This window comes from Daejeonella sp. AP26 (assembly GCF_056680515.1).
The window spans coordinates 1,236,321-1,248,272 of the sequence record NZ_CM155286.1; the positions used below are offsets into that span (position 1 = coordinate 1,236,321).

Here is an 11,952-nt window from a genome sequence, read left to right on the forward strand (position 1 = left end):
ATCATAAGCGTAGCAGACTATAATTTCGCGAAATTTAACTGTTTAAAAGGTTCTCTTAATTTCTGGGATGACCTGGTATGATATTGATGATTTTGTAAAAATTTCAACTGCATCTGTTCCCACTCCTGGTTGTCAGACACTATATTGTAACATAAAAATTCTTTTCTTAAGTTTTCGCCGATAGAGAAAAAATCATCGCGCCCTAAATAATCCAGGTCGGCATCGCATATTATTTTTTCAAGCAGGGTTGCCGGAAGCTGTGGAATTTGGGTAGCCATTATCAAATTGATGACAATCGATTTTTCTTCAGTAGTCAGATCAAAACGATCAGCGTCAGCCAGAAAAATCTCGCAACTTTTGATTTCGTGATTTGCATAAGTTTGCAAAAAACCTGTATCATGATATAGTGCCGCAATTTTGAGCAGATACAAATCCCGGCAGTCTGCTATATGTTCATCGGCAGCGATACGAACAGACTGGTCAAGCACATCAAGTGTATGATTCAGACAATGATAGGTTAGTTTAGAACTGAGCTTTGAAAGCTTGTTGAGAACTAGATTTCTAACTTTTTGAAATTCATCCACAAAGAGAATATTATCGGTGAGGTTAAGTCTTTTATAAATTTAAAATATTTTTTCATAAAGTAGCATCGAGTTTATTTTTACTTCTTCAAATCAAACCTTTCTGACGAAAAAACTTGCAATAGATTAACATACCTGGTGCCTGAGGCATGAAAGGCAATAGTATCTTTGCCGTTTCATTTAATTCATATGAGTCAGAAAATTAAAGACAACAGTGTAAAGCAGTTAAGATGGATTGGCAATGCAGAAGGCATTAGTTACCTGGTATTATTGTTTATTGCTATGCCTCTTAAGTATTTATTTGATTATCCTATGGCAGTCAAAGTGAATGGTTGGGTACACGGAGCCCTTTTTGTGGTTTATATAGGCGCCGTTCTAAAAACTGCATATTTAATTAAATGGGATTTTATGCGCGTGGGAGTAGCTTTAGTTGCGTCTTTGATACCCTTTGCTACATTTGTATTAGATAAAAAACTTAAACAAAATCAGAGGTTATATTAAACAGGTGCACATAGTTAAAACCTGGTAACACTTAGGTTTAGCACTCAGTATTTGTTTGTGTATTCCAAAATATAACGACGGCTTTTCAATCTGATGCGAAAACTGAACCCCTTGCCTCTGATCATTCTGGTTTTAATCTCGGGCTTGCTCGATTTTTATGTTTTCGGTGGAGTAAAGACGCTTACCAGAGGACTGTCAAACCGGTTTACCATTCATTTGCTTTACTGGCTGCTATCGGGAGCAGTCCTGTTTTCTTTCCTTTATATGCTTTCCAGGGTATTCCCTGCACGTGAGTTCAGCCTGATATTCAATATTTCTTTCAACTCGTTCCTCACAATTTTTGTCAGTAAACTGGTCTTTGCTGCTCTGCTATTAGGCGAGGACCTTTACCGGCTTGCGGTTTCAGTATACAATCTGTTCATCGGAAGTGCCCCCGTTATGCCCGGTCGGTCGGTACTCGTTAGCCAGCTCATCCTTGGCCTTTCCGGCATTCCATTCTTTTCTTTTTTGTTCGGTGTTACAGTCGGAAAATATTATTACCAGGTACGGCGTTCCACAATATATTTTGATGATCTGCCGAAGGAATTTGACAATTTCGTTATCGCCCAGATTTCCGACATACACGCCGGCAGCTTTGACAATCCTAAAGCGGTGCAAAAAGGGATAGATCTCATCAACGCACAGAAGCCTGACCTATTTGTATTCACAGGAGACCTTGTGAATAATAAGGCAACGGAAATTTTGCCTTATCTAGAAATTTTTAAACAGGTAAGAGCAGTTCACGGAAACTATTCCATTTTGGGTAATCACGACTACGGAGATTATACGGGCTGGGAGAGTCCTGAAGCCAAAAGTCTAAATCTGGATGCTCTGAAACAAAACCATGCAAAGATGGGATACCGTTTATTGCTGGATGAGCATGTTCAAATAGACAAGGATGGCGCTCATCTTTCACTAATGGGTGTCGAAAACTGGGGAAAAGGCTTTGGTGAGCGCGGTGATTTGCAGAAAGCCATGCGGGGAATTAACCCGACGGATTTTAAAATACTCCTTTCTCATGATCCCACACACTGGGATGCGCAGGTAAAAGAAAACCCGGTTAAAATACATCTTACTTTTTCAGGTCATACCCATGGAATGCAGTTCGGCATTGAAATAGGTAAGTTTAAATGGAGCCCCGCAAAATACCGTTATCAGAACTGGGCAGGCTTAGCCCAAAGTAACGGCCGTTATCTATATGTAAACCGTGGCTTCGGTTTTATCGGTTTCGCCGGGAGGGTAGGCATCTGGCCTGAAATTACCATCATCCAACTAAAGCGGAAGAGAAAGTCTTGAAAACTTAATGCATTATTTTTCAGTATTAACTGGTTCCTTTGCAGATCTATGTCTTTATATATCGCATCACTAAATTCCGGAAGTAACGGCAATTGCTATTATGTAGGCAATGATACCGAAGCGATCCTGGTTGATGCCGGAATTTCATGCCGTGAAACCGAGAAGCGAATGCTCCGGCTGGGCTTGTTTATGAATAATGTGAAAGCAATCTTCATTTCGCATGAACATTCTGACCATATAAAGGGACTGTGTGTTTTGGCAAAGAAGTACCAAATCCCTGTTTACATTACACCGGGTACGCTGGTTTGCAGTAAACTGGCTCTGGATGATAACCTGGTGAGGCCGTTCAAACCGTATCAGGAAGTTCGCATAGGAGAAATGTGCATCACCGCTTTTCCCAAGTTTCACGATGCCTTTGATCCGCATAGCTTCCTCATCTCCTGTAAAGGAATACGCGTTGGAGTCTTTACAGATATAGGCGACGTCTGCGACGGTCTAACGTTGCATTTCAGCCAGTGTCATGCTGCCTTTTTAGAGGCTAATTATGATGATGACATGTTAAATAACGGCCGTTATCCTTATTATCTTAAGACCCGTATTCGCGGCGGCAAAGGGCATCTTTCCAACGTACAGGCATTAAACCTCTTTAAGACGTCAAAGCCTGCGTATATGAGCCATCTATTGCTGTCCCATCTTTCAAAAGACAATAACTGCCCTGAACTGGTTCATAGTTTATTTAGTGGCCACGCCCGTAATACAGAAATTGTTGTGGCCTCGCGTTATGTAGAAACCGCAGTCTATAAAATTGATGCTGCTCCATACAGCCCTGAAATCAAACAGCGGGTATTTGTAAAAGCCATACAGACTTCACTTTTTTAAATCAGTTTACCTGGCTTCGTTTTCTTCATCTAGCTTCCGCTGATATCTGAAGAATAATTGCGAAATCGGAACGATCATCACCCCGGCAACAGCAAAGGTTATAAAAGCCACCCTCAAATTGAAAGCATGTGATAAGTAGCCAATTAAAGGCGGGCCCAAAAGCATGCCGGCGATTGCATACGTAGCTATAATTGAAATCGCCATACCAGGTGAATACTTTCTGGAGGTGCCAGCCAGAATGTAGGTCATCGGTACCACCGCTGCCGAGCCTAAGCCAACCAATGAAAACCCAACCAGCGCCGGAACGAATGACGGATAGCCTACAGACAGTGTAATACCAGCAACCACGCACAAACTGCTCAGAATATAAGCACGCGGCATTCCGATTTTTCGGGTCACAAAATCGGAAAGGAATCTTGAGAGGGCCATGAAGACCATGAAAATGAGATATCCATAGGTAAATACTTCCGCATGAAGTACTTCCTTAAAGTAAATTCCGCTCCAGTCAAACATACCACCCTCGCAAATAGCGGCGAAGAAAACTAACAATCCCAGGTATAGGATATATGGATCCGGTTTCCCCATTATGATTTTGTTTCCCGTGGGTGACCGGTCGTTCCGTAATAGATACGGATAGGAGAAAGCGGTTATAATTACTCCTGATATGGCTACCAGCAGTAAATGCATTGACATTGAAATATCCAGGGCTATTAAAATAGTGGATACGGCAACTCCGAAAATACCACCAGAACTCCACAGGCCGTGGAACGATCCCATTATGGGAACACCTAATTGTTTTTGAAGGGAGAGTGCCTGAGTATTTACGGAGATATTAAAAATACGCATGCTGAAAGCAAACAGGCAAATTGCCGGAACCAAAAGGAAGGTTGTATGAGCAAATCCGATCAGGGCAAGCGAAGCGGCATTAATGCCACATGCTACCGACAAAGGAATGCGACTGTCGTACCTTGAGACCAGCCAGCCGGAAATAGGTAAACCAACCAGCGAGCTCACAGGCATACTTAAAAGCAGAGTGCCTAACTGCGCATCGTTGAAATCAAAAAATGTTTTTATTGTCGGAATTCTCGATGCCCAGGTTGAAAAACTGAAACCAGACAGAAAAAAGAAGATGCTCAGAAAGAGTCTTTGCTTATTGAATAAAGTCATAGGTGGGTTTGAAACTCTTTTGATTCGGTGATAAACTTAACAAGAAACATAACAATGACTCAAGTGTTATTAAAAGATATATTTTAATACTTACAGCTATGTTACCAGATGAGAATCAAAAGCATCAAGAACGCAAGCATGTGGACCAAGATCCTGAACTTCCGGCGCAGGATGTAAATAATATTGGCACCGTCGGATTCGTTAGCTACAAGAGCAAAGAAGGGAAGGGCAGTTATAAGAACATCGGTAAATTAAAGACAAAGGGCCCCAATATTGACGGAATCGGAGAGAATGAAGAAGATCATTCTACCAAAATCTAGTATCTGTCAGTTTTTTTCAAAAGTAAATACCTGTAAGGTATTGCCGTTATAAGTGCAGACCCAGGCTTCAAGCGTGTCCAAATTTTCCCGCAGATCTATTCCTACAGGTTTGCCAGTACATTTTATGGAATAAATTCTCCTGAAATTCCCCTTATTAATTTTAAATACATCAATAGCATTTCCTTCATAGCAAGCAACAACCAGGAATCGTTGATTTTCAGATAAGGCTATAGTGCGCGGATGAGCCGAAGTGGAAGCCTTAAATAACACGCGGTTTGTTTGGCTACTCAGGCAGGCAATTTCTGAGGGAGTGTTATAAGAGGCAAACAACCGCCCATTGCCGCTTACTATATGTCGTGGATTATCGCTTGTGCGAATGTTCCCTTCAATCCTCCACGATCGGTTGTTAATCACACTAATTACGTTGGTACCCATATTGGTCACATATGTTTTCGGGTAAAGCTCACTGGAAATTGCAATTCCACGGGGCAATGCGCCTGTTTTAATATCGTGCACCCTTTTTCCGTAAGGCGGTACCGAATCATTGATCCTGATCGCGCTTACCGAATTCGAATGCCAGTTGCTGACGAGTAAAAACTTGTTGTTCGATGTGACAGCTATGACCTTTGGCGTCTTGCCGGTTTTGATAAAAGGAACTACTACTGTATCAGTAACCTGTTTTTGAAGGTCATAAACAAAAAGGGTTTTAGTGGGATACCTCGCTAACGAATAAGCTACAAGGGTGCTATCCATTCTGATCGCCACAATACCGCCCGCATTGTGAAGTGATACCCACAGGATTTTACCATCATGACTGAAGCACCCTTCAACAGGCTTCTCTTCAAAAGATGGCATCGGACTGTTGAGCTGGTAATTCCAGCCGGTGGCAGGGGTGGGCTTAAACTTAAATTTCCGGGTGATGCTTCTAGTATAACTATCAAACTCATAAATACTCATCTCCTCAAGGTTCAGGCTATAAAGCCGCGTGCCGGCAGGATTGAATACAACCGACTTGGTCCATGCAGACGAAGGGATATGTTCAACGCCACAAAAGGTAAGTTCAGAATAAACACTGTCCCGGGGTGCTGTTGTCGGCTTTAAGGTTTGAGCCAGTTGTTTGGTGCCTGCAAAGCAACAGAAGGCAAAGAAAATCGCTGCAACAAACAGACTTTTAAAGTTTTGTAAGTTCGGATTTGCTTTCATGCATCCACTTTTTGAAAAGAAGCACTCAACCCCTAAATTGTTTTGTACAAAAAACTCCCTTATGTTTGCTTATTAGCAGGGTTTTTATACTTTTGTGCCGTTGATGCGCCCATAGCTCAGCTGGATAGAGCAACGGTTTTCTAAACCGTCGGTCAGGGGTTCGAATCCCTTTGGGCGTACAGGTAACCCTCTTTAAAGCTATTTAAAGAGGGTTTTATGTTTCTTTCATACGGTGTACTATACAACTTATACAGTTTACCTGTCTTCTAACATTTTAAGCTGTTCAGCTATCTGAATTAAAAAACCTTTTGGCGACGTACTGCCATGTATGAGATTGCAACCCTTTTCATTCCTTTTAAACCGTCAGAACCACTCGCGTTCCAGTACAGTCAAATAAATAGAAAGGTAATCCACCACTTCCCATCGCCATCCTGATATAAAATACCGGTTTGTTTTGATAGGATGTTAAGTAAATTCTGCCCAAATAGTTTCCCATGTGTTTCTTGGTTTCAATATCTTCCTCCGCCTTAACAATAATATCTTTTAACCATTGCAGCAATTCCTCAGGTTTGGCAAACTCGCATGCAGAATTTGCCTTCGCTATTGCTTCATTTAACGTTATACGCTTCACCGGATCAATCGGCAAATCATCCACGTGTTTACTGCAATTAATCCCCGCAAAAATCATCAAGGAAACAAATAGAATCATTAATTTTTTCATTCTCTTTTGCGATTAGTCAAATATTTATACGTTAAGGTAACCTACCTTTCATTAAAGCTAATTGATTTAAATCATAGCTCAGTATTGATATCTGTTCCGCAAAAGATTATTGATCTTTTGGTATTCAAAGCCAGGTAATAGATACCAGCTAAAGGATGGCGGCCACTGATCATAAATTTAATATTGTTTCCTGCAGATTCTCTATCCGACGAAGAAAAAAAATCCCAGAGGAAGGAGTTTTCATCGTTGACTTCCTTCATAATCTGGGAGCCCTGGCTGGGTTTCCACCCAGGCTCAACCTATTTTACAGACCCTTTTAGTGACACTATACAGACTCCAAAAGCCCTCGGTTTTTATAAAAGTTTGGTTAAGGTTTCCTAGTAGTTTCCTAGTAGTTTCCTAGTAGTTTGTTAGTAGTTTGTTAGTAGTTTTTTACTACGAAAGCTTCAGGATCTTACAAGCATTACATAGTCAAAGATTTGATAAAAATAAATCAGCTTAAAAGGGCTCACTGGCTCACTATACTCGGAAGCTAAAGTTTGATTTTCGGGGAAACACGCAGATTATAAAGCCGTTTTTTTTAACCATGCAAATCGCGCAGCCAGCCGGCCAAATAAATATGCTCACCGGCTTTCCGACACGAGCCTAAAGAAAAGGTCGCTAAAAAAATTACTTTGATAATATGTGTGGTAAGGATTTACTACCTGAAGTAGTACGTGTTTTTATTTTACGGACTCTTCGAATACAGTTCTATTACTGTAGACAGCCTGGCACTTGAATAAATCCATTTAGAATATTTTAGAAAATCAATCTGCCCATTACCGTCCCGTTGGTTTCTATAAATGTCGGCTTTAGCTTGAGGGATAATTTGCGCTACTATTGTCTGGCTTTAACCAAGCTTGCCAAACCTTATTTAGTTTGACGTTAAAAAGGTTTGGCTAAAGCCCTCATTAAAAAGCAGCATTTTAATCCACTGGCTAAAGCTAGTGGCAATTGACTGAGCTGCTTCAGTTGCCTCCAGCTTTGGCTGGAGGATAAATAATGTCATCGTTTGATTGGCTTTAGCCAAAACCTCCCCTTATCTCTTTTACAAAAAGGGCATTTTAAGCTGCTGCTAAAACCAGTGCTAACTAAATGAAGTGGGAATTATCGCTTTGTTCATAGCGTGCTCAGAAACTTCTTATAAAACGTTAGTAGTAATTACCACCGGATTGCTTAAGATCTTGTGCATCGGACAAAGATCAGCTATTTGCTTCAACCGAGTTTTTTGCTCCTCGCTAAGGGGGCCTTCCAGGTGGAGGTGTTTTTTGATGTGCGTGGTTTGCTGAAGTTCGCTTCTGATAACATCCATAGAGAGCTCGATTCTTACCTTCTCAAGTGGCCATTTTTTACGATCGGCATACATGCGGAGGGTAATTGCGGTGCAACTGCCTAAGCTCGCCAGTAAAAGCATGCTTGAATTCATGCCTTCATTGTTGCCGCCTAATTCAAGCGACTCATCAGAAACAATGGTGTGGCCGTCAGCTGTTATTTCAGTACGGTAATGATCTCTGCCTATTTCCACGGAAGCGCAGGGCGCCGTTACACAATTTTCCATCTGCCCAAGCTAACAAAAAAATAGCCACTTCAAATATATGAAATGGCTCCAAGCAGGTATGAATGTGTCATCCTGCCAGTTCGTCCATGGGCTGTTGAAGCCTTGGCATACTGATTATATTATCCTGGTTGATCCCGAAAGACCAGAAGCTGCCTGCCATTTTAAAGATCTTGAACAGTTGATTTGATTCATGAAGAAGGAAAAATTCAACCCACTGGGTTAAAGACATTTTTCCCAGTATAGCGTGGGTCCCAATGCGCGAACCATAGTTTTCATTCAACTTTTCAAGCTGATTGATCAGCTCCTGCCGAACCCGGTAGATTTCATGAAGCAGTGAGCCCGTAGTTTTAGCCGCCGTAAATGAAAATTCCGGATCATTATCCGGTTTATACATTTCGAAAAACGGATTTAATTCAGAGGTTATTGCCTTAATCCGATTCAGGAATATATACTGATATCGACACATGTATGCGACAATCTCATGTATTGCCCATTTGTCAGGAGTTAATCTCTTATATATAGCTTCCGGAGGAAGACCGTCGATATAGTATTTAATGATCTTATGCTGGGTTGAGAACCGGTTTAGTGTCTGGGCTGGGATTTCCATGTTGGTTAGTTTTAGGTATTACTATAACGCCTTCTTATATGCAATGTTTGACGGCTCCGAAGAAGATTTTTTCGACATATTCTCGCCTTTTCCTCGTCGTGAGATGTTGTATTAACTGGACATTATTAAGCATACCTCTGGTGATACAGCCAGCAGTAAGGCTAAGTAAATTAAGCAAGATAGGCGGTTCATTAAAGAAAAAAGCTGTAAGACCTTCTGGCGAGAGTGGGTTTTGGAAATGCTGATATCGAACATCAGAATCGGACATTAGACAATCTGCAGCGGTGAGATATTACATGTTGGCAAAAAAATTAATTAAAAACCCTGCAAGGCGAATCTTACAGGGTTTTTAATAAAATTTGATGGATTACTCCGCAGCTGCTTCTTCATTGATGAAACTTTCTGCCACTACGGTTAACGCCACATCGGTTTCTTTTTCATTATCAAGAGTTTGTTGTAAAAGCTCAACCACCTGGGTATGGCCCATGTTATTGGCAAGAGTTCTAAGAGTGCCATAGGTAGCAATCTCGTAATGTTCTACCTTTTGAGCCGCTAAAATTAAGCCGGCATCTCTGATCATTGTTCCCTTATCAGTATCTTCCATAATGCTTTTCGCCTCCTCAAGTAAGCCTTCCATAGCATCACATTTCTTCGCAGCTGCTTTCTCGTCAAGCAATGCAAACACCTTTTCAAGTGTGTCAATATGGGTTTGTGTTTCTAAAGTGTGCTTTTCGAAGCATGCTGCTAATTCAGTGCTGGTTGCTGCTTTCTGCATTTTTGGCAAGGCTTTAACCAGATGTTTTTCTGCCCAATAGATGTCCTTCAGTTCATCTACAAAAAATTTATGGAATTCTGAATCCTGCATTTTTCCGGTTAAACCAGTAGGTCTTTTAGTTGTCGTTTTGCTGTTTGCTGTCTTTGTTGCCATAGTAGTATGATTAGTTTATTAGCAAACAGCGGGAATAAAGGTTTGTTTTGTCAATCCGATCGGAATTGAAGAATCAATATTCCAAAGAATAAAGACCTTCAACTTTCTGATATATCTGCATCACCAATTCTTCGGATTATTGTGAATCGTATATGCGGTTCGGGAAGCGCTTTAAATGCGTATTTACCGCAGCGATTAAAGGATATAGCGGAACCAAACAAATCTTATTGCTGCAAGCTCGTAAGGTCACGAGCGATAGGCTTATATTTTTGACTTGTTTTAAAGGAAAAACCCTTATTGTGTTAGTCAGGATCAGGTCCCTCGCGATTATAATTTTTTATCTTAACATTTAAGTTATATTCAGACTTTAATTTGCGCCTATAAACAAATATTAATAATGTACACAGCGTGTCTAAAGCAGGGCAATCAGGTCGTATATGAGAAAGTATATCACTTGTGGCATTTGAAAGTTTACGCTTACTTTCTCCATAAGACTAAGTCGAAGTATATGGCTGAGGAGATGGTACAGCTTACTTTTATCAAACTTTGGAATTTTAAACACACGTTGGATGAGATGATACCTCTGGAAGCGCAGCTTTTTACCATAGCCAGAACTACCATGCTGGACTTTTTAAAAAAACAAGCAAATCGGCAACGATTAGTTGGTGCAATAAGTCCGGCTAGTGAACATACATCAGAACCTTTTTGGGAATTCGATCTTGAAAATCAGGTCACCACTTCCATCAATACTCTTCCGCCCATGCGCAAGCAAGTCTTTCTCTTGAATCGTTATGAAGGATTTTCAAATAAACAAATAGCTGAAAAACTTGCAATCTCTCCGCGGACAGTTGAAAAACATATGTCATTAGCGCTTCGGCAGCTAAAATCGCTGCTTTATACTTTGTTCTAGATTTGGCGATAATCCATTGACAATAAATAACTCTTTGCCAGTCTTTTTATGTCAAACTCTAAGTTTGTTGGGGACAGCTGGTCTTTTCTAAAAATAATTTTCTTCCGGTTACGTGTAAGCTCCCTTAGAATCGTATTGCTATTAGAAGAGTTATGGAAGAAATGTCAGAAGACTTAATGATTCGTTTTTTTAAAGGACAGTGCGACCGGAAAGAGGCGAATTCTGTACTTAAATATCTCGAAGGAAATGGTAAGGCGGCCGAAAAATATCTAGGCAGGAAAGAATGGGATGAAATTGAATCATCTGACTTTATTTTTTCAGAAGAACGCAGTCAGCAAATGCTTTCTAAGATCAGATTTCAGACCTATGACCGGCCTAAATCCAAAATCGTAAGCTACAAGTGGGTGATTGCCGCATCATTAATACTTGTTATGACGGCTGGCTTAGTCGTTTTCAAAATTGGCTTGAATAATCAAGATCAGATTGCTCTCAATAAAAAAGCTAGTGTATGGCGGTCCGAGAAGAATTTTTCTGATAAAAGCCAGGATTTAATCCTGGCAGACGGTTCTTATGTTGAACTGGGCCCCGGATCAACAATCAGCTATCAAGTTCCGTTCCCGGCGGAAAAAAGAGAAATAAAATTAAACGGGAAAGGTTTATTTAAAGTAGCCAGGGACAAAAACCGGCCTTTTACGGTTCTCAGCGGAAGTATTTCAACGACAGCTTTAGGAACTGAATTTACTATCAATGCATTTGCGGACATGAATATGGTTAGCGTCAAGTTGCATGAAGGAAAAGTTCAGATTAAACGGTTGACTGAAGATGAAGTTTTCTACTTGCTACCAGCCCAGGAACTTTCCTATAATAAAGCTACAGGAGCTATGGTGATTAATCGTTTTGACGTTGTTAGCAAAAATGGCAGTGAAAGTAATAAGAACTTCAAAATAAGGCAGACCGGGGTAACCTTATCTTTCGATCGTGAGCCTTTAAAGAATGTATTTAATCAGTTAGAAAAGGCTTACCATATCAATTTAACTTACCCGGAAGATGGATTTAAAGATTACTATTTCACGGGAAGCTTCAATAGTACCGATTCGCTGGAAAGAGTCCTGCGGATCATTGCACAAACCAACGAGCTTGACTTAATAAAGACTGGTTCGACATACAAGATCATTAAAAAAGCGCTAACCAAATAAAACGATG

General features: G+C 40.6%; 15 protein-coding genes and 1 tRNA gene. 7 read left to right on the plus strand and 9 right to left on the minus strand.

Features of this window, described 5'->3' with window-relative positions:
* Positions 1-17: 17 nt before the first annotated feature.
* Complete coding sequence (locus tag AC1MCB_RS05305; RefSeq protein ID WP_479967700.1) at positions 18-584, minus strand: HD domain-containing protein; 567 nt, start codon at positions 582-584, stop codon at positions 18-20.
* Between the two features lie 186 nt (positions 585-770).
* On the opposite strand from AC1MCB_RS05305, the gene AC1MCB_RS05310 reads away from it, so the two are divergent.
* The 3 genes from AC1MCB_RS05310 to AC1MCB_RS05320 all read left to right on the plus strand — a co-directional run bounded on the left by AC1MCB_RS05310 (position 771) and on the right by AC1MCB_RS05320 (position 3,296).
* The gene (locus AC1MCB_RS05310; protein ID WP_479967701.1) at positions 771-1,082 is read left to right on the plus strand and encodes a DUF3817 domain-containing protein; all 312 of its coding nucleotides are present in this window, start codon (positions 771-773) and stop codon (positions 1,080-1,082) included.
* 93 nt (positions 1,083-1,175) lie between these two features.
* Entirely contained in the window at positions 1,176-2,417 is a 1,242-nt protein-coding gene (locus tag AC1MCB_RS05315; protein WP_479967702.1) for a metallophosphoesterase, read from the plus strand.
* A 48-nt stretch (positions 2,418-2,465) separates the two neighbouring features.
* Entirely contained in the window at positions 2,466-3,296 is an 831-nt protein-coding gene (locus tag AC1MCB_RS05320; protein ID WP_479967703.1) for an MBL fold metallo-hydrolase, read from the plus strand.
* 6 nt (positions 3,297-3,302) lie between these two features.
* Here AC1MCB_RS05320 and AC1MCB_RS05325 read toward each other — a convergent pair whose 3' ends face one another.
* The gene (locus AC1MCB_RS05325; protein ID WP_479967704.1) at positions 3,303-4,463 is read right to left on the minus strand and encodes an MFS transporter; all 1,161 of its coding nucleotides are present in this window, start codon (positions 4,461-4,463) and stop codon (positions 3,303-3,305) included.
* 98 nt (positions 4,464-4,561) lie between these two features.
* On the opposite strand from AC1MCB_RS05325, the gene AC1MCB_RS05330 reads away from it, so the two are divergent.
* A complete protein-coding gene (locus tag AC1MCB_RS05330; RefSeq protein WP_479967705.1) occupies positions 4,562-4,783 on the plus strand; it encodes a hypothetical protein in 222 nt (73 codons plus the stop codon).
* A 6-nt stretch (positions 4,784-4,789) separates the two neighbouring features.
* On the opposite strand, the gene AC1MCB_RS05335 is transcribed toward AC1MCB_RS05330, so the two are convergent.
* Complete coding sequence (locus AC1MCB_RS05335) at positions 4,790-5,986, minus strand: YncE family protein (RefSeq protein WP_479967706.1); 1,197 nt, start codon at positions 5,984-5,986, stop codon at positions 4,790-4,792.
* Positions 5,987-6,091: 105 nt separating this feature from the next.
* Here AC1MCB_RS05335 and AC1MCB_RS05340 point away from each other — a divergent pair.
* A tRNA-Arg gene (locus AC1MCB_RS05340) sits at positions 6,092-6,165 on the plus strand.
* 176 nt (positions 6,166-6,341) lie between these two features.
* Here the strand turns inward: AC1MCB_RS05340 and AC1MCB_RS05345 are convergent.
* From AC1MCB_RS05345 to AC1MCB_RS05370, 6 genes are all read right to left on the minus strand, one after another.
* On the minus strand, positions 6,342-6,707 hold the full coding sequence (locus AC1MCB_RS05345) for a hypothetical protein (RefSeq protein ID WP_479967707.1): 366 nt from the start codon (positions 6,705-6,707) through the stop codon (positions 6,342-6,344).
* Between the two features lie 71 nt (positions 6,708-6,778).
* Positions 6,779-6,967: a hypothetical protein gene (locus AC1MCB_RS05350; protein WP_479967708.1), complete on the minus strand. Its 189-nt coding sequence runs from the start codon at positions 6,965-6,967 to the stop codon at positions 6,779-6,781.
* Between the two features lie 653 nt (positions 6,968-7,620).
* Entirely contained in the window at positions 7,621-7,755 is a 135-nt protein-coding gene (locus AC1MCB_RS05355; protein ID WP_479967709.1) for a hypothetical protein, read from the minus strand.
* Positions 7,756-7,887: 132 nt separating this feature from the next.
* Entirely contained in the window at positions 7,888-8,304 is a 417-nt protein-coding gene (locus tag AC1MCB_RS05360; RefSeq protein ID WP_479967710.1) for an OsmC family protein, read from the minus strand.
* Between the two features lie 67 nt (positions 8,305-8,371).
* Entirely contained in the window at positions 8,372-8,911 is a 540-nt protein-coding gene (locus AC1MCB_RS05365; RefSeq protein ID WP_479967711.1) for a DinB family protein, read from the minus strand.
* A 367-nt stretch (positions 8,912-9,278) separates the two neighbouring features.
* Positions 9,279-9,839, minus strand: coding sequence for a YciE/YciF ferroxidase family protein (locus AC1MCB_RS05370; protein ID WP_479967712.1), 561 nt, complete (start codon positions 9,837-9,839; stop codon positions 9,279-9,281).
* 397 nt (positions 9,840-10,236) lie between these two features.
* Here AC1MCB_RS05370 and AC1MCB_RS05375 point away from each other — a divergent pair, with 397 nt between their 5' ends.
* Both AC1MCB_RS05375 and AC1MCB_RS05380 read left to right on the plus strand, forming a co-directional pair.
* On the plus strand, positions 10,237-10,749 hold the full coding sequence (locus AC1MCB_RS05375) for a sigma-70 family RNA polymerase sigma factor (protein ID WP_479967713.1): 513 nt from the start codon (positions 10,237-10,239) through the stop codon (positions 10,747-10,749).
* 161 nt (positions 10,750-10,910) lie between these two features.
* A complete protein-coding gene (locus AC1MCB_RS05380) occupies positions 10,911-11,945 on the plus strand; it encodes a FecR family protein (RefSeq protein WP_479967714.1) in 1,035 nt (344 codons plus the stop codon).
* The last annotated feature ends 7 nt before the right edge of the window (positions 11,946-11,952 follow it).

Bases quoted from the DNA above. Each gene is read 5' to 3' on its own strand.
- AC1MCB_RS05310 (WP_479967701.1), top strand. From the start codon at position 771: ATGAGTCAGAAAATTAAAGACAACAGTGTAAAGCAGTTAAGATGGATT.
- AC1MCB_RS05315 (WP_479967702.1), top strand. From the start codon at position 1,176: ATGCGAAAACTGAACCCCTTGCCTCTGATCATTCTGGTTTTAATCTCG.
- AC1MCB_RS05320 (WP_479967703.1), top strand. From the start codon at position 2,466: ATGTCTTTATATATCGCATCACTAAATTCCGGAAGTAACGGCAATTGC.
- AC1MCB_RS05325 (WP_479967704.1), bottom strand. From the start codon at position 4,463: ATGACTTTATTCAATAAGCAAAGACTCTTTCTGAGCATCTTCTTTTTT.
- AC1MCB_RS05330 (WP_479967705.1), top strand. From the start codon at position 4,562: ATGTTACCAGATGAGAATCAAAAGCATCAAGAACGCAAGCATGTGGAC.
- AC1MCB_RS05335 (WP_479967706.1), bottom strand. From the start codon at position 5,986: ATGAAAGCAAATCCGAACTTACAAAACTTTAAAAGTCTGTTTGTTGCA.
- AC1MCB_RS05345 (WP_479967707.1), bottom strand. From the start codon at position 6,707: ATGAAAAAATTAATGATTCTATTTGTTTCCTTGATGATTTTTGCGGGG.
- AC1MCB_RS05350 (WP_479967708.1), bottom strand. From the start codon at position 6,967: ATGAAGGAAGTCAACGATGAAAACTCCTTCCTCTGGGATTTTTTTTCT.
- AC1MCB_RS05355 (WP_479967709.1), bottom strand. From the start codon at position 7,755: ATGACATTATTTATCCTCCAGCCAAAGCTGGAGGCAACTGAAGCAGCT.
- AC1MCB_RS05360 (WP_479967710.1), bottom strand. From the start codon at position 8,304: ATGGAAAATTGTGTAACGGCGCCCTGCGCTTCCGTGGAAATAGGCAGA.
- AC1MCB_RS05365 (WP_479967711.1), bottom strand. From the start codon at position 8,911: ATGGAAATCCCAGCCCAGACACTAAACCGGTTCTCAACCCAGCATAAG.
- AC1MCB_RS05370 (WP_479967712.1), bottom strand. From the start codon at position 9,839: ATGGCAACAAAGACAGCAAACAGCAAAACGACAACTAAAAGACCTACT.
- AC1MCB_RS05375 (WP_479967713.1), top strand. From the start codon at position 10,237: ATGTACACAGCGTGTCTAAAGCAGGGCAATCAGGTCGTATATGAGAAA.
- AC1MCB_RS05380 (WP_479967714.1), top strand. From the start codon at position 10,911: ATGTCAGAAGACTTAATGATTCGTTTTTTTAAAGGACAGTGCGACCGG.